Raw genomic sequence first — 19410 nt, forward strand, 5'->3', positions numbered from 1 at the left:
GAAGGTTTTAGAAGGATAACTCCATATATAGACCGTCCTGATGTTATGGCTGTGTTTAAGACAACTGTAGTAGCAAATAGAGATAAATACCCTGTTCTATTAAGTAATGGAAATACAGCGACAAACTTTAAACTTGATGATGGAAGACATGGTGTGACATGGGATGACCCACATCCAAAACCGTCATATCTTTTTGCATTGGTCGCAGGGGATTTGGGAGTAGTTAAAGACAGGTTTGTGACAGCAAGCGGCAAGATTGTCAGAATGAACATATATACAGACAAAGGAAATGAGTCTAAGTGTCTGCATGCTATGAAGTCACTCAAAGAGTCTATGAAGTGGGATGAAGAAAAATATGGCAGAGAGTATGATTTGGATCTTTACAACATAGTGGCAGTTGATAGTTTCAATATGGGAGCCATGGAAAACAAGGGTCTTAATATTTTCAACTCTCACTATGTTTTAGCCAACGAAGACACCGCAACTGACAATGATTTTATGGGAATTCAAAGCGTAATTGCTCATGAATATTTTCACAATTGGACCGGAAACCGCATTACATGTAGAGACTGGTTTCAACTAACACTTAAAGAGGGTCTTACAGTATTTCGTGATCAGTGTTTTTCAGCTGATTTGAACTCAAAAGAGGTCCAGCGTATAGAAGATGTAAAAGCCCTTCGCGAGAGACAGTTTGTAGAGGATGCATCTCCAACTGCTCATCCAATTCAGCCAGATTCGTATATGGCAATCAATAACTTTTACACATCTACCGTATATGAAAAGGGTGCTGAGATTATTCGTATGATTCATACTCTTTTGGGTGAAGAAAATTACCGTAAGGCAACTGACCTTTACTTTGAGACTTTTGACGGGCAGGCTGTAAGGACAGACGACTTTTTGTGGGCTATGAGTGAGGCAAGCGGTATTGATTTAAAAGAGTTTGAAAGATGGTACCATCAATCAGGTACGCCAAAACTACATGTACAAGAGAGTTTTAGTGATGGCGAGTATAAGTTGATATTGACTCAGAAAGTTCCAAATGCAGTTGATGGGAGTGAGCAAAAGCCTTACTTCTTTCCATTAAAAATGGCACTGCTAAATGAGAATGGGGATGAGGTTATCGCTAGAACTCTAATAATCTCAAAAGAAAAAGAGGAGTTTGTATTTAAAGTTGACAGTAAACCAGTTTTATCCATAAACAGAGATTTTTCTGCGCCTATTATAATCGAGCAAGAGGAGCTTAATTATGCATTTTTAATGAAGCATGATACCAATAGTTTTGTAAAGTATGAATCAGCCCAATCTTATGGAGTATCAACACTTGAAGGCATGATAAATTGGGACAAGATAAATCCAGAATTTGTAAACTCTTTTGGACATATTTTAGAGAGTGATTTAGACCTTTCTTACAAAGCTCTTCTTTTAGAACTTCCAACTATCTCAACTCTTATGCAGAGACAAGATACGGTTGACTTTGATGTTTTGTATGAAGTAAAAGAAAAATTATCAAAGCATTTAGCAACTACATTTAAAGATAAACTTTTAGAAATATATACGAAATATCACAATCCTACATGTACGCAAATTGATGCCAAAAGTATCGGTGAGAGAAGTATAAAAAATCGTTGTCTGAAACTTCTTTCTTCTTTAGAAAATGAGGAAGTTATAGAGATAGCGACAAAGCAGTATGAGGAGTCTCTAACTATGACAGATAGAGTGGTTGCTCTTGATATTTTAGAAAATATTTCTGCTAAAGATGCCGAGATAACATTAGCACATTTTTATACAAAATATAAAGATGATACTCTTGTTATGAACAAATATTTCTCAATTCTTGCGGCTTCTCATAGAGATGGCACACTAGAGCGTGTGATTGCTCTACAAAGTGACGATGCGTACAACGAACTTGTTCCGAACTTAGTTCGCTCTTTGATTGGTGTCTTTGCTAGAAACTATAAACATTTTCATGCAAAAGACGGACAAGGTTATAAGTTTGTGGCAGATAAGATAATAGAAATAGATAAGATCAATCCGCAAATGGCTTCCGGTCTTACTAGTGCGTTTAAAATATATGAAAGGTTAACCTCACAAAATAAAAAAATGATGAGAGTAGAGTTAGAGCGAGTAATTTCTACACAATCTATTTCAAAAAATGTTTATGAAATAGTTAGTAAAATAATAAAAGTATAAGATAGTCCAGACTTATGGAAGCTATTTATACTGTAATTATGTTATCATCTTAAATTATATAAATTATAGAGTACTAATATGGCAAAAAAACTAAAACATCTTGCAAAAACACAAGACATTTTTATCAATTCAAAAGATTCTATTCTTGCGCAATGGGTATCTTATAATTCACCCAAGAAAATATTAAAACTTCACAATATAAACACAAAACAGTTTTTAAATGATTATGCCGGTGATGTTTTTGACTACTTTATGGGTGTTATATCAGGCGAACTAGAAATAGGAGATTGTCCTATTATTCAGAATCTTTTGTTATATCTTAAAGATAGAGATATTAGAGCTGATGAACTTTTTGAGATATGCAGCCATTTTAGACGCTCAATGATAGATTTTACCTATGATGTTAATCTTAACTCCAAAGAAATTTTTGATGAAATATCATATATATTTGATAAAAATTTTCAAGGTATACTCAAACATTATACAGATACAATTTATCAAAAAGAACAAGAGATAAATCGACATGTAAAACTTTTAAGCGAATACAAAAAGGCGCTTGATGAGAGTACTATTATCTCAAAAACCGACATTAATGGAAAAATCACTTATGTTAATGATAAATATGTGCAACTTAGCGGGTATTCAGAAAAAGAACTGATAGGTACGCATCATAGTCTTGAAAAACATGAAGATATACCCCAAGAGTATTTTGATGACTTGTGGTTTCAGCTGAAAAATGCCGGGATATTCAGAGGTACATTGAAAAATCTTAAGAAAAACGGTGATTATTTTTACATCGATACAACAATTGTAAAAATTATGGATCCTTATGATAATGCTACTGAGTACATGTCAATCGCCAATGATGTTACCACGCTGATAGATGCGAGGCTTGAGGCTCAAAAAGCTTCTCAGGCAAAAGAATATTTTCTTTCAAATATGTCACATGAGATTAGAACACCGCTAAATGCTATATTGGGTTTTGTAAACCTTTTAATAGAGCAAGATGTATCAAAACAACATAGAAAATATTTGGATATTATTTTAAACAGTGGGGAGAATCTACTAAGTATTATAAATGATATTTTGGATTTCTCTAAGTTAAGAAGCGGTGTTTTTACGATTGAACCTAGAATTTTCTCTATACACGAAGAGATAAGTCACACTTTGGAGCTTTTTGTGGCTTCTGCGAACTCAAGAGATATCATTATTACCTCTTTTATTGACCCAACTATACCAAAAGAATTATATGCAGATGCCTTAAGAATAAAGCAAATCTTATCGAATCTTTTAAGTAATGCCATAAAATTTACTAGAATCGGCGGGCACATAAGTGTAGAAGCTACATGTAAAGACAGTATTCTTAAAGTCAGTGTTAACGACAACGGTATTGGTTTGTCGGAGGATAATATACAGAATATATTTTCAGCATTTACACAAGCGGGACAGAATGAAATTGAAAACCTAGATGGTACCGGATTGGGCCTATCAATATGTCGCCAATTAGCTGAGCATATGGGCGGTAGTATAAATGTAGAGTCTAAACTAGGCAAGGGCAGTAAGTTCTGGTTTGAATTACCTGTTGAGATTTATAACACCGAGTGTCAAATGTTTAGCGATTTAGATGAGCTAAGAGAGATAAAAACAGTATTTTATGACAAGAATATGATACGAGGATACAAGTCAGACTCATTTTTAAAATACTCAGAAATTTTCAATATGAATATAGAGATGGTTGATAATCTAGATATGGATTATGATATAGCAATATTCTTAGAAGAGTATGTAGAAAGCGAGTTTAAAGAGAAGATTTTAAAATCAGATAAAAAATACATAGCTCTTACAAGTAAACCGAGTGACATGTATGAGAAGTACTCACATATTACAAGTATATGTTTTCCTCTTTACTGCTCAAAGATAAGGACTACATTTGAGGAGCTTCTCAATCCTGAGGCTTACTCTCCACATAAACATGCAACTAGTATGAAGTTTAAAGGTCATATATTGGTAGCAGAAGATAATGAGGCCAATCAAGAGTTGATAAAGATTTTACTGGATAAATATGGTTTGAGTTATGATCTTGCGGTAAACGGCTTAGAAGCATTTGATCTTTATAAACAAAATCATTATGATTTAATTTTAATGGATGAGCAGATGCCTATTATGGATGGTAATGAAGCAGTTCAAAATATATTAAAATACGAAAAAGAAAAAGAGCTTAGACATACACCGGTTTCTGCACTTACGGCAAATGTAATAAAGGGTGCGAAAGAGAGAGGACTAAAAAGCGGTTTTGACTCGTTTTTAGGCAAGCCTATTGTTATAAAAGAGTTGGAGAGAGTATTTTTAAACTACTTAAAAGTTACAGATGAAGTGGTTGAAGCAGTTGCAAAAACACAAGAAGTAGAATGCTCGATAGAAGGACTTGATTGTGAAAAGTTGAGTCAGGAGTTAATGCTAAGCATAGATGAGCTGACAATGCTTGTTGAGATGTTTATAAAGAAAATGATAAAGCAGATACCTGAATTAGAAAATGCGATAAAATATAGGGAATATAAAAAAATTGCACTCATTTCACATAGTATAAAAGGCTCCAGCGGTAACTTTAGAATGGAATATTTGCAAGAAAAAACAGCTGAGATGGAGAGTATGGCTAAAAAAGAAGATTGCGAGTATGACTATGAAACTACTTTTAAACTAATAAAAGAAATGCTTGCGAAGATCAAAATAAATTAATCTTCTATATAATAACCAATACCGGAAGCATTTTTAATTATGTCAGTCGGAAGTTTGTTTCTGAGTCTCCATACTAATGTTCTAATGCTATTTTCAGTTGCACCACTCTCTTGCCATACATACTCTATAGCTTGATTAAAGCTAATTATATGACCAAGTTTTGCCACAAGTAATCGTAAGATAGCATTTTCTTTTTTGGTAAGTTTAATCTTTTTGTTATTGTAAAATACTTCATCTTTAGCTATATCTATCTGATACCCATCTCCAAACGATATAAGCGGTTTATCAGATGCTCTTTTTGAGTATAGCAATTTATCTAAATTTTGTTTGTCTACTTTTTGTGACTCTATCTCTTCATTTCTTTGATTTTCTACATCAAATTTAAAGATAGCCATCTGTATTGTTGCATGAAGTGAAGATGGATCAAATGGTTTAACTATATAGCCATAAGGCTCTGTTTGTTTAGCTTGTGAAATTATATCGTCATCACTGTGAGATGTTAAATATATAAATGGTATACCGTAGTTGCTTCTTATTGTTTTTGCCAGTTCTATGCCATCACTACTCTCTTGAAGGGATATATCTATAATAATAATACTTGGCTTGTATTTTTCTATTTCTTCTTTCGCATCAGCTGCATTATCACATATCGCAATAATGTTATAGCCATGTTTTTGCAAAGAGAGTTTAAGATTGAGGGCAGTTATTTCATCATCTTCTACAATGATAATTGAGTGGTTTGTCATGAGTTACCTAATTGTTAAAATATTATAAAGTAATTGTATTATTATTTTCATATAAGTTTTTTGAATTTAACTATTTTGTGATAAATTTGTGATATTTTTGTTACAAAACTACACTAGAGCCGTGGTTATTTATGTAGTTTCCAGTGCATAACATAATTATCTCTGCTTGAACTAAAGAGTTCTTGCTCATTTATAAATTTAATTTGATTGATAATACTCTTGTGCCCAACCAAACGCTCAAGTGTTTCCTTTGTCTTTGGATTAAACAGTTGTAAGTGATTTTCTTCTCCGTTTGAGTAAACACCGATCATGCCACTTGGACTTATGCCGACACAAAAGACTAGAAAATCACTTTTTATATGGTATGGTTCTTGATTGTTTTGATAAACTCCAACTCGTCTGTCTTGACCGGCTGTAATAATAGTGCCATTTGCATAAGCAACCCTGTAAATATTATCTACATTTTGAGAAGAGTATGTCTCATCTATATTTGAACTTTTTATATCAACTATTTTAACAGCTCCACTCTCATCTGCAATAATCATTTTGCGCTTATTTTTGCTTAGTGCGATGTCTCCCAATGTACTGTAAGAAATATGAGTGTTGTAAAGGTTGTATTTTTCTGACATGTCATGCAAGATGATATCTGAACCTAATGTGGCAAATATAATCTGCTCGTCATTTACAAAACGAGCTTCTTTTATAGTGAGCTTTTTTTCTTCATTTATTATTTGTTTCAGCATATAGTTTTCATAAATCCAAACATTGCGGTAAGTCTCTTTGCCAACGCTAAGTATCAATAGTTTGCCGTTAAGATAATCAACACTGAGTATATCAGCGGGTATTATTTTATTCATCGAAGATGCTAGTGGCGGCAGTAAGATTTGATTTATGATTTTTGCAGTTTTAATGTCAAAGACATCAACAGTTCCTGCGTCGTTACCTACATATAAGTTATTTTGATTTACTACAAAATCATTGACAAATCCTACAGACTTATATATGGCGGCAGGTTTTATGTCTTGAGCATATATAAAATTTATAAAAAAAAAGAAGAGTAAAAATAATTTAGTCACTGCGCCGATTTCACTTTATAACAAACCAATTTTTTTTACTCTGTTTATCGGTTTCATCATTAAGGCTTTTTTTGTCTAGCAAATGTTTAATAACTGTAGCTTTTTTAAGCATTTTTTTCATAGGTTGAAGTTCTTGTAGTTGAGTATTTGATTTACCGGCTTGTTTAGATTTTGTTGGTTCTAATGAAATCCATTTTGAATCTGCATATAGGTTTAGCGTTAAAAACAAAAAGATTATCGGCAAAATTTTCATCATTTGTCAACCATATTATATATTTGCCTTTTTATGAATTATAAAAAGATGCAGATAACCATAATAATTTATCAGTTTGATGTTTTTATCAACATCCATATCTTCTTGCAACTCTAAAAAAAATATCCTTAACTCATCATCATTTAAATCGCCAACATAGATGAAGTCACTATGTTCCTCGCAGTTAAGTCTTACAAGGCGATGTGTTTTAGTCTGTGTGTCGGAAATCCATATTTTCATACTAGCATTATATAGTTTTTTTATGAAAATAATTCACTTTTTTTTAAATCAATTGCTGCTTGATAAATTCAGTATAGTGTCCCACTTCAGCCTCTAACTCATCATGGGTTCCGCTTTGGACGATTTTGCCATCTTCTATAACATAAATGACATCTGCACTTTTTACAGTGCTTAGTCTATGTGCTATTGTGATGACTGTTTTGTCTTGGAGTATCGGTGTCAGTCTTACTTGGAGTTTTGCTTCTGTATGAACATCAAGTGCCGAGGTAGATTCATCAAATATTACTACACTTGGATTTGCTATTATCATCCTTGCTATACTCAAACGCTGTCGCTGTCCACCGGAGAGTCTTATGCCGTGATGACCAACTATTGTGTCAAGATTATTAGGCATTTCATTTACCATATCGGTGAGTTGAGCTATATCTAATGCTTTGTAAATCTCTTCATCGCTAATGTTATCGTCGCCCATAGTTATGTTAAAGCGTAAAGTAGAGTTAAAAAGTATTGGCATTTGAAGCACTAAAAATACTCTGTCTCTAAGTGAGCTTTTATCCAATTCTGATGAATCAATACCATTGTAAGTTAAGCTACCGCTGTTTTTTTCATAAAAACCGGAGATGACATGTGCTAAAGTTGTTTTTCCGCTTCCACTTGCTCCGATAAGTGCTATTTTACAGCCCGCACTTATATCTAGCGATATGTCACGAAGTATCTCTTTTTCTTCATTGTATGAAAAGTTTATATTTTTAAGCGATATATCGACCCTGTCTGAGATTAGCTTTTTGTTACCGCTGTCTTCCGTTTTTAGCGCTAGTATTTTGTTTATTCTATCGAGTGCTGCCTTGGCAGATGAATATGAGTACTGCATATTTAGCATATCTTGAACGGGTGTCATTATAAACCAGATGTATCCAAACATCGCAAACATCATACCGATGCTCAAGTCACTGTATGCGACTAGAACAAGTCCAGAGGCACGAAGAACTTCAAACATCACCAAAAATATAGTGTATGATAGTCTCTCATAAGCTACATTTTTATATCCAAACTCATTTGAAGTTGTTTGAATATTGTTGGCCAAATCTACAGCACGAGAGAAAAAGTATGACTCTTTGTTGCTTGCTTTTATCTGTCCAAAAAGCTCTAAGCTCTCTCCCACATCTTCTTGAAAATCAGAAATAGCCGTGTTTTCTGCTTTTTTTAACCTACCGACTATCGCTGACATTTTTTTGCTCAGCAGCATGATTATAGGCTGTATGACAAGTATCAGCACTCCTAAAACAGGGTCTATTGCTATCATAACAACAGCAACGGCAATAAGTGTTAAAACAGATGAAATAAGCTTACTGACGCCGGTTATGATAAAGGTATCGAGAGTATTTACATCTGTCACAAGGTTTGATGTTATTGCGCCGCTTCCCAAGGTCTCATACTCATTCATAGAGGTTACCTGAAGATGCTCAATAAGCCTTTTTCTAATCATAAAGGTGACATATTTTGAGATTTTTGTAAATATCTTAGTAAGTAAGACTGTAAAAAAATAGTATATAAAACGAAGCAGTATAACACTAAGAGTTACTATGAGTATGTAGTAAAATGCAGTAGTCACACCAAAAGTGGCATCAATTGTGTTTACAAAAAGACCCGGTTTGTTTAGTAATACTTCATCAACCATCACCGGCAGCATAAGTGGAATAGGGACACTTACAAGTATGGCGATAATAGTGACAATTTGTCCATAAATAAGGGCTGGTTTTTTGTCTAAAATAAGTTTGAGTATAGTTTTTAAATTGATTTTATTATTCATAAAAGAATTATATCTATTTTAATTATTATAATTTATTTTTTTTAATATTATTGACTAATATGTCCCATTTTTTATGAGCTCTGTCTTGGATTAATTTGTCCCATATTTTATAAACTTTCTGTCCATTTTGTCCTTGTTTGTTGGTATGATATAAAGACTCGCCGTTGAAGTTGTAAATAGGTGTCAAATCTTTTCTTTGATCAGCAGGAAAAATTTTAAAGTTTATGTTGTCAAGAATAAGAGGGATAGAATCTGGTGTTTTAAAATAACTCAGTACCATATGAGTTTCTTTGAAGCGTGTTGATTTTACATATGAAAAATAAAGTTTTTTAGAATCTATCCCAAGATTTCTAAGAGAAAAATACTTTGCAATAACAAAATCCTCACAATCTCCCTTGTCTTTGCCTAAAAACTCCAAAGGTGTAGCCCAGTAATCTTTTTGAGACCATATTTTCATATCATCGACAAAAGGCACATTATTAAAAAAATTGTTGATTTCTTCGAGTTTTAATTCTTCTGAAGAGTTTTGAAGCTCACGCAACTTTTCATTAAATGCCTCATATCTGTTGCGAACATACTTGCCATATTTTTTTTCAGCTTTTTGTATGACAGTTTCGGGGATTAAACCTGTGATTTCTCTTTCAATGGGCGTTGGTTTTTTCTTCTCAACGGGTATGAGTATTTTCTTTTCAACGGGTTGTTTTGAACAGCTTGTTAAGACAAATATCAATAATAAAAAAAATGGTATATATCTCAACTATTTTACCTCTTGTATATAGAGAATTTTTAAAGTCTAAGCATTTTATCAAATCTTTATAAAATAAGTTTTAATTCTATAATTTCAGCAGAAGTCAGTTGGATTGCTTTAAATTGTCGATATTTTAATTACCAAGAGTACTTGTCCTAAATATAATAGGTGGATGATTCTATGAAGTTTTAGATTTATGATAGAATCTTAGAAATTTTTTTTATAAAAACAATATACAATTTTAAAGGTATCAAATGCTTAAATTTATAATTATATTCATTTCTATATACTCTTTACTTTTTTCTAATGAGCTTGATTTTGGTAAATTTGATGGTACAGGTGTCATCCTTGACCTTAATAGCTCAAAACGACAAATATTTGGTACTCGTGCAGGTGAACGATTAAATCCATGTTCAACATTTAAAATTCTACATAGTATGATTGCATTAGATGCTAAGGCAGTTAAAGATGAAAACGAAACACTTTTATGGGATAAAAAAGTACGTGAATATCCCGTTTGGAATAGAGATCATTCAATGCGAAGTGCCATAAGTGTTTCAACTGTATGGTTTTATCAAGAGATGGCAAAACGAATCACAACAGCACGAATGCAAGAGATGCTAAAGAAAGTAAACTATGGAAATACTGATATTTCTCAGTCGCTGACTACTTTTTGGCTTGGCAATGGTAGTTTAAAAATTTCAGTAAATGAACAAATAGATTTTTTAGATAAACTAATGCATAATCGATTACCTTTTACAGCGCAAACTATTAACACTATAAAAGACATAATTACACTTGAGAAGCAAGAAAACTATACTCTCGCAGGAAAGACGGGCAGTAGTAAAAATCTTGGATGGTTTGTAGGCTTTATAGAAGAAAAACATTCAACAAAAGTTTTTGCTTTTAATATTAAAGGAAAAGGTGCCAGTGGTGCTGAAATAAAAAAAATTGTCATTGAATATTTAAAATCTAGCTACCTTTATTAAAAATATACTGAAGCTACATAAATGTTGTAAAAGCCCAAATATTTCATTAATCTGAAAATGATTATATTGCTGTGAGATTACTGAGGATTGACTATGACGCAAATAGGACTCTTTTTAAGCGGTGTTTGTTATAATTCACTTCAATTTTGTTTATCAAAGGCTCTTTATGAATATTGTGTTGAAATTTTTTTTACTTCTATCTTTTTTATTTTTTTATACTTCAGTAAATGCCGATACCCCTCAAATAAAAGGTCTTGATAACGAGCTAAAAAAGCCATTGATTGAACGATACATAATGGATGAGCTTAAAGATTTACGAATCGAGAACATGAAAACAAAAAATGAGGTTGAAAAAAGAATTTCAAGAGCTGAAGTTGAACAAACAGACAGATCTGCAAGATATATTACTGATACTATTGGCAATTTGTTTTATCTTATAGCAGCTGCAACATCAATCCTCATTTTTGCCGGATGGAATTCTCTAAGAGATATTAGAGGAAAAACTGAAGAGATTGTTGAGAGCAGATTAGATGCAATTACACAAAAATATAACGCTCAGATGCAAACTCTTCAAGATACGCTGACACAGCAATCAAAAAAGATATTGGACAATCAAAACAAAATATATAACACCCAGTATATTCACTCTTTATGGATGCGTTCAAATTTGGAGACAAATCCACAGTCTAGAATAGAGCTTTATGATGAAATCTTAAAAGTAAATAGTAATGATGCGGAAGTATATGCTTACAAAGCAGATGCAGTGCTAGACATTGATGAGCATGAGTGGGCTTTGAGTCTTAGTAATAAAGCCATAGAAATCGACCCGGAATATGGGTACGCTTACTGGCAACGCTCTTGCGCAAATGCGGCTCTTGACAACAAGCATGAGGCGATTGAAGACTTGCTTATGGCTATAGAAAAATCTCCAAACTTAAGAGATGAAATTGATAGTGAAGTATTGTTTGAAAATATAAAAGATAGTGAAGAATTTAAGAAAATACACAAATAATTTAAAGTTTGTCTAGTTTACAGTGAACATTCTATTTTTAAAAAATAAGAAAGTTCACAGCTATACGGTTCTTAATACTAGTCTTGCATTCCAAGCTTAATTGCATTGAAAGGAAGAACTGTTACCCATATTGCGCTCTCTATAATAGCTACAGGTATAACAACTAATCCATTAACATATGATTCTCTAGAATCAAGGTCATCAGCAGTTGCAAGATTAAAAAACATTGATGTTTGATCAAATGCACTATCATTGGTGAGCTTATCCATTACACTTTTCTCTGCAAAAGCACTACTAACAATTAGTGATAATGCTAACGCTATTCCTGCTAATTTTTTCATATTAACCTCTTTAATTGTTTTTATTAGTATAGCATAATAAATGTGACTATAAAAAACTTAGTATTATGTAGCATATAAAATTATCAAGTATTAAAAATGTACATGTTATAGCAGTCCTATCTTCATATACTTGAGCTCTTTGATTGTAAATTCATTTAAATATCAATTTATAATGATTTACTAGTTTAATTTTGCTACACTTTTAATATTATACGAAGGACTTAGATGTGGTATGAACTTTCAAAAGAGTTTATTTATGATATTGTAGGGCTTGAGGGAAGACTCGCTGATGCTACACACTTTTTTATATATGACACTATAAAGATTTGGTTTTTACTTCTTACGATTATATTTACAGTTTCATTTTTACGAACATGGCTAAATACTGAATATGTTCGTGCTCATCTTCAAGGTAAATCAGCACTTTATGGACATGTTGGAGCATCTCTTTTTGGGATTATCACACCTTTTTGTTCATGCAGTGCTATTCCGCTTTTTTTAGGATTTATTCAGGCTCGTATTCCAATAGGCGTTACTTTTAGCTATCTTATATCAGCTCCTTTAAACAATGAAATAGCAATCGCAATGCTTTTTGGACTTTTTGGTTTTAAAGTGACTGCTATTTATATTGGATTTGGTCTTTTAGTAGCAATACTTGGGGGTTACTTTATTGGTAAGATGAAAATGGAAAAAGAGATTTTAATGGATGTCAAACCAATCGATACTGAGCTTGAAGCTACTCTTACAAAGCTTTCTTTTAAAGAGAGAGCTAGAGAGGCTTGGGAATATACACTTGATATTTTCAAAAAGATTTATCTATATGTACTTATAGGAGTTGGTGTTGGAGCGTGGATACATGGTTATATTCCAACTGACTTTATCGCTCGTTATACCGGCGAGGGAAATCCTTTTGCAGTTATTATGGCTGTACTAATGGGTATACCAATGTACTCAAATGCGGCTGGAGTTATGCCTTTGGTTGAAGTTTTAACAAGCAAGGGCATGCTTTTAGGAACTGCACTTAGTTTTATGATGGCGGTAACAGCTCTTAGTTTGCCAGAAGCTTTAATACTTAAAAAAATAATCTCTCTTAAACTTATTGGCATCTTTTTTGCAATTGTGGGAAGTGGGATTATTGTTATAGGGTATATATTTAATCTAATATTATAAGGAATAAAAATGAAAATAGAAGTTTTAGGAACAGGTTGTGCGAAATGCATTACTTTGGAAAAGGTAGTAAAAGAAGCAGTTGCTAAGAGTGGAAAGTTTGCTCAGATTGAAAAAGTAGATGATGTTATGAAAATCATGGAGTACCAAGTTGTAAGTACTCCGGGACTTGTTATAGATGGAAGAGTGGTTAGCACGGGTAAAGTTTTGAGTGTAGATGAAGTAGTAGCACTTATAAATGAATAGAAAAAGGTACATTTTGGACACAGTAGCTAAATAATTTAGTCGAAAAGTACGGTATTTAGGGGTTTATGAGTGTATGGCTCCGGATACTGGATTCGAACCAGTGACCAAGTGATTAACAGTCACCTACTCTACCGCTGAGCTAATCCGGAATTTGTAAATAGGTCGAAATTATACTTTATGGCTTGCCAAATGTCAAGGTATTTAAACTACTTTATTCGTTTTCTTTTTTCATTGACATGTAGAATAAAAAACTCTAAATTACCGACTGTTTTTTTTACTATTTTATCTTCTTTTATGAGCGTTTCAAGGCGTTTTTTACTATCTTCATCAAAAAGCAGATTTATGTCATCCATAGTCAACGGTCTTTTATCCAAAGTGTTTAAAATCTCTTCATTGTCATAGCTTGAGTTATTTGGCTCAGCATGAATCCTTGAAGCTATATGTATAGGTAAAGAGCTGTCAAAGAGCATAGCAGCGTTATGAAGCTCTTTATAGCTAATGCCGCTTACAGGATATGCCGGTGGTCTGTCTATCGTACCCAAATCAACTCTAGTGACATTTAGCTGCAGTAAAACTTCATTTAGTTTTGCTATTTCTTCTTTTGTGTCATTGAGTCCATATACAAACAGTATCTCTATATAAAGTTTGCCTTTGTATGCCTTAGAAAAATCTACTACTTTTTGAGCAACTTGTTTTATGTCTATGTTGTTATGTGGTCTGTCTATCCTTTTAAAAACATCTTGACTAACAGCATCAAGAGATAGTTTTACCTGGTCAAGTTTTAGAAGTGACTTAAAGACTTTTTCATCAACTAAAGTTGCGCTGTTTGTAAGGATTAAAGTCTCAGTATCGCCTTTGATTTTGTTTATCTCATCGATAAGCTTATCAAGGTGAGGGTAGAGAGTCGGTTCGCCATTGGCTGTAAGTGTTATGACATCTATGTTGTCGTTGAGATGAGATTTTAGTTCATTTATGATTTGTGAAACTTCAACGGTCTCTTTTTGTGATGAAACAGTAGCAGAAGGAGCAAGTTCACAGTAAAGGCAGTCGAAGTTACACTGTTTTGTTGATGGAGATAGATCAATACCCAAACTCATGCCGAATCGGCGAGAGTTGATTGGGCCGAAAATTATATTATTTTCCACTTACTCTATGACATTCACTTACGAAGTGTATAGCATTTTCTACAGGTACATCAGGAAGTATCCCATGTCCTAGGTTAAAGATATGTCTTTTGCCTTGCATAGTTTTTTGGATAGTTTCTACACATTCTGTAGTCTCTTCTTTAGAGTAAAGACGGCAAGGTTCCATGTTTCCTTGAAGTACATATTTGTCTCCAAGTTTTTCTTTAGCAAGTGACATTGGAGTCGACCAGTCTACACCAAACACATCAAAGTTTCCATAAACTTTATCTAAAAATGCTGGAATTCCTTTAGGGAACATAATGATAGGAATATTGGGATATTTGCCTTTTAGGTAGTCAGCGATTTCCACCATGTATTTCCAAGAAAATTCATCATATTTACCAGGTTCGATAGCAGCAGCCCATGAGTCAAATATTTGAACTACATCTATGCCTGCTTCAATCTGTTTTTCCATATATAGTTTTACAACTTCTGTTACTTTTGCGAGTATTTTATGTAAAAGAGCAGGGTTTGAGTACATCATTTTTTTGCAAATATTGTAAGTCTTTGTACCTTCTCCCTCAATCATATAAGTAACTAGTGTCCATGGTGCTCCGGTAAAACCGATAAGTGCAGTTTCTCCGCCTCTTTTGTCTAAGTCTTCTTTTATAAGTTTGATAGTTTCATATACATAAGTAAGTTTAGAAGCTGCTTCCTCACCGCCAATAAGCCTGTCTACATCAGCTTCTGTTTTGATAGGGTCACTGAACTTTGGTCCTTCACCCTTAACAAAACTTAAGTCCATACCCATCTCATCAGGGATAACTAATATATCGCTAAATAATATGGCAGCATCAACACCAACTATATCTATCGGTTGAAGGGTTACTTCGCAAGCTTTCTTAGGGTCATGACAAAGGTTTAAAAAGTTTCCTGCTTCAGCACGAACTGCCATATACTCTGGAAGGTATCTTCCAGCTTGTCTCATCATCCATACAGGAGTATACGGAGTTTCTTTACCTAAACATGCATCTACAAATATTTTACTCATTACTTTTTACCTACTTTTCCTAAAAAATACAAACCAACTGCTACTGCAGTTATTGATAGCGCTAAGTATAACATATCTAGCGCGCCATTATATTGCGTATGACCAACTTTTTGAAAAAAGCCCACAACTAGAACCATAACTATGACTTTTGAGATTTTATCTTTTAGTTGGTCAAGCGAATGAATTGCCAAAAGTTGTGTTTCATCATGCTCTGATTCTTTAGCAGCATCTATTTCTGAAATGAAAAGTTCATATAGACCAAAAGCAAAGAGAAGCATAACGACACCGATAAGGTATAAGTCAACTGCACCAATAATTCCACCTACGATATCACTGTGAAAATGTTCTGGATGTGCACCTGTCAAGTAAGTTGTTATTACATATTTTGCAGTAACAAAAATATCAATGCTGGCAACTAAAAAAAGTGCCACCGCTCCAATAAGACCAAATACAACGGCTAAAATAACTATAAATCTTGAGTTCCATAAGGCTTTTTCAAAAAGTTTTTCTAACATATTAGCTCTCTTCATTAATTTTTACCCATTTTTGGGCAATTCTTACAGCATTTGTAGCTGCACCAACTCTTAGATTGTCAGCAACGACGAACATGTGAAGCATGTTTTTAGAAAAGTTATCATTTCTAATACGACCTACAAAAGTTTCATTCATGTCAACACAAGTTGCAGGCATAGGGTAAAGAGCTTCTTCGGGCTTGTCTAAAATAATAATATTTGGAGCTTTTGCTAAAATTTCTCTTGCTTCATCGGCATTGACTTCACTAGCAAAAGTAAGAGTTAGTGATTCTGCGTGACCGCGAAGTGTAGGTACGCGAACACATGTAGCACTAAGAGCAATCTCTTTATGCATAATCTTTGTGGTTTCATTTACCATTTTCATCTCTTCTTTGGTGTATCCGTTATCCATGAAAACATCAATTTGAGGGATTACATTTAGAGCAATTTGTTGATTGAAAACTTTATGCTCTGAATCAATAAGCTTAAAGGCAAAAAAGTCTTGCATCTGTGTAACTAACTCTTCCATAGCTGTTTTTCCAGCTCCGGAAGTAGCTTGGTATGTACTAACATCAACTCTTAAAAGGTCATAAGCATCATCAAGCGGTTTAAGTGCTTGAACCATTTGAATAGTTGAACAGTTAGGGTTTGCAATGATTCCAGTGTCTTTCCATTTTGTAATATCTTCAGGATTTACTTCCGGAACAACCAAAGGGATTCCATCAACCATTCTAAAGTGAGATGTATTGTCAATAACAACAGCTCCAGCCTTAACAGCGTACGGTGCAAACTTTGCGCTCACACTTCCACCGGCACTAAAAAGAGCTATTTCTATGTCTTGCTCAACAAAGATATCCTCTGTTAGCTCTTGTATAACTATATCCTTGCCGTTAAACTCTACCGTATTCCCAGCACTTCTAGAACTTGCAAGCGGGACTAGCTTATTGAGTGGAAAATCTATTTCTTGTAAAATTGTTAATATCTCTTCACCAACAGCACCGTTTGCTCCAACTACTGCTACATTATATTTTTTCATCTTTTTCCTTAATTAAATCTATTTTGTAAAAAAAGTTCATCTGCTGTTATCTCAGAATTTTCACTTAGTATAACAGCTCTCTCAACCACAGAGATTAACTCTCTGATATTTCCAGGCCAATTGTATGCCAAAAGTTGTTTCTCGGCTTCGTTACTGAAAGTTTTTAGTTCAAAATCATACTTTTTGCAGTTTTGTTCAATCATTGCATCAGCAATCTGCAGTATCTCATCTTTTCTCTCTCTTAAAGGTGGAATATTTAGAGGAATAGTATTTAAACGGTAGTATAAATCTTCTCTAAATTCTCCTTCTTTTATTTTATCAGCTAGATTGGCATTTGTTGCAGAGACTACTCTTATATCAATTTTTATTGATTTTGAAGAGCCAAGCCTTCTTACTTCTTTTTCTTGCAGAGCACGAAGAAGTTTTGCTTGAACACCGTAAGGCATCTCGCCAATCTCATCCAAAAACAGTGTTCCGCCCTGAGCCAGCTCAAACTGTCCGGCTTTTGCTTCATTGGCATCAGTAAAAGCACCTTTTTCAAATCCAAAAAGTTCACTCTCGATGAGGTTCTCGGGAATAGCTGCCATATTGATAGCTATAAAAGGTTTTTTCGCTCTGGGTGAGTTGTCGTGTACATAAGAAGCAAAGACCTCTTTACCTACACCGCTTTCTCCCAAAAGCAAGATACTTGCGTCAGTTTTACATGCTTTATCTGTAATATTTAAAAGTGACTCCAGCGCTTTTGATGTTCCTAGAAAGCCATTTGAAGCATTTTTAGTTTTAGCTTTTGGAAGTGTTTTTTTCACTTGTTGAATTTTATCTTCTCTTTTAATGGCAGCGACCAAAGTATCTACATCAAAAGGTTTTAGCAAAAAATCTTTAACACCAAGATGTATAGACTCTATTGCCCGTTGAAGTGTTGCATTTCCGGTCATGATGATTACTTCAAATTTGCCGTTTAAAGTTTTTACAAATTCAATGCCGTCTATTCCGGGCATATTTATATCTGTAATGATTAAATCAAAACTATCATCAATAGCTTTTAGTGCATCTTTTGCATTTTTAAATGTTTTGATTTCAAATTCTTGATAATCGCTCATAGCGATTTCAAGAGATTTTCTCATATTAATATCATCTTCAACTATTGCAATTTTCACTAATATACACCTTATTTTAAAGGTGCGATTATAGCGAAATTATCATTAAAATCGACTTTGAAACAAGTTGTCTTCATGGTCAAGATAGTTGTAAATTTATTTTGTAGATTTGTTGTTTGTTCTTCATGTTGTACATGTAGGTCAAGTTTATGAATATATTCTAGAAATTCATCACTGTTTTGAGAGATTAGTTTTTTTAAATTTCCATCAGTTGAGTTTTCTAAGATAAGTTCTCTTTGAGGCTCTCCAGAGCATGGTTTCATCGCTTTGGAAATATGAAGTTTTTCATTAAAAAGTGTAGCATTTTTTACTACATAGCGGTAAGATATAAGGTACTCACCTGCATTTAAAGCAAGTGAGCTAAAAAGAATTACTGAGCAAAGTCTGAGTGAGAAATTACGATTTCCATCTCTACTTCGCATAGCCCCTCTTTAAAAGTTGTTTCAACAATATTGGCATTTCTAACCATTGCTTTTACAGAAGTACGGATTGTTGATCTTTTAACCATCATGTTTTTGATTAAATCTTGACCATCAATACGAACACCCTTTACTTTCTCAGCAATTGCTCTATAAGCATCTGCAATCGCAGCTCTTTTTGCAAGGGCATAGGCTTGAGCCGGTGAAGATGTGTTCATCGGTGCAACACCTTGACCTGTTACAGATATGTGCATAGTAGCATTCTCTTGTAATACTTCTTCAACATCAATAGCACCTGCAGGTTTGGTTGCATTTTCTAAAGCGATGTCAGCTTGAGCAAGTTGTTCTTTTGCAATTGTTGCTTCAGTTTTAGCTTGTGCTGCCTCCGCTTTAGCTTGAGCTGCTTCAGCTTTAGCTTGAGCCAGCTCAGTATTTGCTTTAGTGTCTACTGTTTGAACTTGGTTTGCTCCAAAAAGTGAAGAAGCACTTAAAAGTGCTACAAGTAACATAGTATATTTCATGGTTTATCCCTTAACATGATTTGATATCGTAGTTAA

At 33.7% G+C, this 19410-nt stretch carries 20 protein-coding genes and 1 tRNA gene; 6 read left to right on the forward strand and 15 right to left on the reverse strand.

The genetic code is table 11. The features are described 5' to 3' along the window. Both pepN and OQK60_RS05255 read left to right on the forward strand, forming a co-directional pair. Positions 1-2190: aminopeptidase N (gene pepN / locus OQK60_RS05250; RefSeq protein WP_297684821.1), on the forward strand; the 2190-nt coding region annotated here is incomplete at its 5' end. A 78-nt stretch (positions 2191-2268) separates the two neighbouring features. Continuing rightward, a complete protein-coding gene (locus tag OQK60_RS05255; protein ID WP_297684823.1) occupies positions 2269-4926 on the forward strand; it encodes an ATP-binding protein in 2658 nt (885 codons plus the stop codon). Here OQK60_RS05255 and OQK60_RS05260 read toward each other — a convergent pair. The 6 genes from OQK60_RS05260 to OQK60_RS05285 form a co-directional block, all read right to left on the reverse strand. After that, positions 4923-5672, reverse strand: coding sequence for a response regulator (locus tag OQK60_RS05260; protein ID WP_297684825.1), 750 nt, complete (start codon positions 5670-5672; stop codon positions 4923-4925). The genes OQK60_RS05255 and OQK60_RS05260 overlap by 4 nt on opposite strands. A 125-nt stretch (positions 5673-5797) precedes the next feature. After that, positions 5798-6748, reverse strand: a complete 951-nt coding sequence (locus tag OQK60_RS05265) for a WD40 repeat domain-containing protein (RefSeq protein ID WP_297684827.1) — start codon at positions 6746-6748, stop codon at positions 5798-5800. A gap of 10 nt (positions 6749-6758) precedes the next feature. After that, positions 6759-7004: a hypothetical protein gene (locus OQK60_RS05270; RefSeq protein ID WP_297684829.1), complete on the reverse strand. Its 246-nt coding sequence runs from the start codon at positions 7002-7004 to the stop codon at positions 6759-6761. Positions 7005-7016: 12 nt separating this feature from the next. After that, on the reverse strand, positions 7017-7241 hold the full coding sequence (locus tag OQK60_RS05275; RefSeq protein WP_297684831.1) for a hypothetical protein: 225 nt from the start codon (positions 7239-7241) through the stop codon (positions 7017-7019). Positions 7242-7284: 43 nt separating this feature from the next. After that, positions 7285-9051: an ABC transporter ATP-binding protein gene (locus OQK60_RS05280; RefSeq protein ID WP_297684833.1), complete on the reverse strand. Its 1767-nt coding sequence runs from the start codon at positions 9049-9051 to the stop codon at positions 7285-7287. Positions 9052-9076: 25 nt separating this feature from the next. Beyond that, a complete protein-coding gene (locus OQK60_RS05285; RefSeq protein ID WP_297684835.1) occupies positions 9077-9808 on the reverse strand; it encodes a transglutaminase-like cysteine peptidase in 732 nt (243 codons plus the stop codon). 245 nt (positions 9809-10053) lie between these two features. On the opposite strand from OQK60_RS05285, the gene OQK60_RS05290 reads away from it, so the two are divergent. Then, the gene (locus OQK60_RS05290; protein ID WP_297684836.1) at positions 10054-10788 is read left to right on the forward strand and encodes a penicillin-binding transpeptidase domain-containing protein; all 735 of its coding nucleotides are present in this window, start codon (positions 10054-10056) and stop codon (positions 10786-10788) included. A 166-nt stretch (positions 10789-10954) separates the two neighbouring features. Next, the gene (locus OQK60_RS05295; protein WP_297684838.1) at positions 10955-11800 is read left to right on the forward strand and encodes a tetratricopeptide repeat protein; all 846 of its coding nucleotides are present in this window, start codon (positions 10955-10957) and stop codon (positions 11798-11800) included. A gap of 77 nt (positions 11801-11877) precedes the next feature. On the opposite strand, the gene OQK60_RS05300 is transcribed toward OQK60_RS05295, so the two are convergent. Continuing rightward, the gene (locus OQK60_RS05300) at positions 11878-12141 is read right to left on the reverse strand and encodes a hypothetical protein (RefSeq protein ID WP_297684840.1); all 264 of its coding nucleotides are present in this window, start codon (positions 12139-12141) and stop codon (positions 11878-11880) included. Between the two features lie 225 nt (positions 12142-12366). On the opposite strand from OQK60_RS05300, the gene OQK60_RS05305 reads away from it, so the two are divergent. Further along, the gene (locus OQK60_RS05305; RefSeq protein WP_297684842.1) at positions 12367-13311 is read left to right on the forward strand and encodes a permease; all 945 of its coding nucleotides are present in this window, start codon (positions 12367-12369) and stop codon (positions 13309-13311) included. A 9-nt stretch (positions 13312-13320) separates the two neighbouring features. After that, positions 13321-13554: a thioredoxin family protein gene (locus OQK60_RS05310; RefSeq protein WP_297684844.1), complete on the forward strand. Its 234-nt coding sequence runs from the start codon at positions 13321-13323 to the stop codon at positions 13552-13554. Positions 13555-13628: 74 nt separating this feature from the next. Here OQK60_RS05310 and OQK60_RS05315 read toward each other — a convergent pair. The 8 genes from OQK60_RS05315 to OQK60_RS05350 all read right to left on the reverse strand — a co-directional run bounded on the left by OQK60_RS05315 (position 13629) and on the right by OQK60_RS05350 (position 19374). Beyond that, positions 13629-13703, reverse strand: a tRNA-Asn gene (locus tag OQK60_RS05315). Between the two features lie 57 nt (positions 13704-13760). Next, positions 13761-14651, reverse strand: a complete 891-nt coding sequence (locus OQK60_RS05320) for a radical SAM protein (RefSeq protein WP_297684846.1) — start codon at positions 14649-14651, stop codon at positions 13761-13763. Positions 14652-14688: 37 nt separating this feature from the next. Continuing rightward, positions 14689-15729: a uroporphyrinogen decarboxylase gene (hemE, locus tag OQK60_RS05325; RefSeq protein WP_297684848.1), complete on the reverse strand. Its 1041-nt coding sequence runs from the start codon at positions 15727-15729 to the stop codon at positions 14689-14691. Continuing rightward, a complete protein-coding gene (locus OQK60_RS05330) occupies positions 15729-16244 on the reverse strand; it encodes a YqhA family protein (RefSeq protein WP_297684874.1) in 516 nt (171 codons plus the stop codon). Before OQK60_RS05330 ends, hemE begins: the two co-directional genes overlap by 1 nt. Before the next feature lies 1 nt (position 16245). Next, positions 16246-17277 carry an aspartate-semialdehyde dehydrogenase gene (locus tag OQK60_RS05335; RefSeq protein WP_297684850.1) on the reverse strand — a complete coding sequence of 344 codons (1032 nt, stop codon included), beginning with the start codon at positions 17275-17277 and terminating at the stop codon, positions 16246-16248. Between the two features lie 8 nt (positions 17278-17285). Then, positions 17286-18434 (reverse strand): sigma-54 dependent transcriptional regulator, encoded by a 1149-nt coding sequence (locus tag OQK60_RS05340; RefSeq protein ID WP_297684852.1) that lies wholly within the window; start codon positions 18432-18434, stop codon positions 17286-17288. 11 nt (positions 18435-18445) lie between these two features. Beyond that, entirely contained in the window at positions 18446-18856 is a 411-nt protein-coding gene (locus OQK60_RS05345; RefSeq protein WP_297684854.1) for a hypothetical protein, read from the reverse strand. After that, positions 18805-19374 (reverse strand): LPP20 family lipoprotein, encoded by a 570-nt coding sequence (locus tag OQK60_RS05350; RefSeq protein ID WP_297684856.1) that lies wholly within the window; start codon positions 19372-19374, stop codon positions 18805-18807. Before OQK60_RS05350 ends, OQK60_RS05345 begins: the two co-directional genes overlap by 52 nt. Positions 19375-19410: the final 36 nt, after the last annotated feature.

It is taken from the genome of Sulfurimonas sp. (assembly GCF_026196735.1).
GTDB lineage: Bacteria > Campylobacterota > Campylobacteria > Campylobacterales > Sulfurimonadaceae > Sulfurimonas.

What these genes read in the sequence shown, in the direction of transcription:
- OQK60_RS05255 (WP_297684823.1), top strand. Translation starts at nt 2,269, where the DNA reads ATGGCAAAAAAACTAAAACATCTTGCAAAAACACAAGACATTTTTATC.
- OQK60_RS05260 (WP_297684825.1), bottom strand. Translation starts at nt 5,672, where the DNA reads ATGACAAACCACTCAATTATCATTGTAGAAGATGATGAAATAACTGCC.
- OQK60_RS05270 (WP_297684829.1), bottom strand. Translation starts at nt 7,004, where the DNA reads ATGATGAAAATTTTGCCGATAATCTTTTTGTTTTTAACGCTAAACCTA.
- OQK60_RS05275 (WP_297684831.1), bottom strand. Translation starts at nt 7,241, where the DNA reads ATGAAAATATGGATTTCCGACACACAGACTAAAACACATCGCCTTGTA.
- OQK60_RS05280 (WP_297684833.1), bottom strand. Translation starts at nt 9,051, where the DNA reads ATGAATAATAAAATCAATTTAAAAACTATACTCAAACTTATTTTAGAC.
- OQK60_RS05290 (WP_297684836.1), top strand. Translation starts at nt 10,054, where the DNA reads ATGCTTAAATTTATAATTATATTCATTTCTATATACTCTTTACTTTTT.
- OQK60_RS05295 (WP_297684838.1), top strand. Translation starts at nt 10,955, where the DNA reads ATGAATATTGTGTTGAAATTTTTTTTACTTCTATCTTTTTTATTTTTT.
- OQK60_RS05300 (WP_297684840.1), bottom strand. Translation starts at nt 12,141, where the DNA reads ATGAAAAAATTAGCAGGAATAGCGTTAGCATTATCACTAATTGTTAGT.
- OQK60_RS05305 (WP_297684842.1), top strand. Translation starts at nt 12,367, where the DNA reads ATGTGGTATGAACTTTCAAAAGAGTTTATTTATGATATTGTAGGGCTT.
- OQK60_RS05310 (WP_297684844.1), top strand. Translation starts at nt 13,321, where the DNA reads ATGAAAATAGAAGTTTTAGGAACAGGTTGTGCGAAATGCATTACTTTG.
- OQK60_RS05320 (WP_297684846.1), bottom strand. Translation starts at nt 14,651, where the DNA reads ATGAGTTTGGGTATTGATCTATCTCCATCAACAAAACAGTGTAACTTC.
- hemE (WP_297684848.1), bottom strand. Translation starts at nt 15,729, where the DNA reads ATGAGTAAAATATTTGTAGATGCATGTTTAGGTAAAGAAACTCCGTAT.
- OQK60_RS05330 (WP_297684874.1), bottom strand. Translation starts at nt 16,244, where the DNA reads ATGTTAGAAAAACTTTTTGAAAAAGCCTTATGGAACTCAAGATTTATA.
- OQK60_RS05335 (WP_297684850.1), bottom strand. Translation starts at nt 17,277, where the DNA reads ATGAAAAAATATAATGTAGCAGTAGTTGGAGCAAACGGTGCTGTTGGT.
- OQK60_RS05345 (WP_297684854.1), bottom strand. Translation starts at nt 18,856, where the DNA reads ATGCGAAGTAGAGATGGAAATCGTAATTTCTCACTCAGACTTTGCTCA.
- OQK60_RS05350 (WP_297684856.1), bottom strand. Translation starts at nt 19,374, where the DNA reads ATGAAATATACTATGTTACTTGTAGCACTTTTAAGTGCTTCTTCACTT.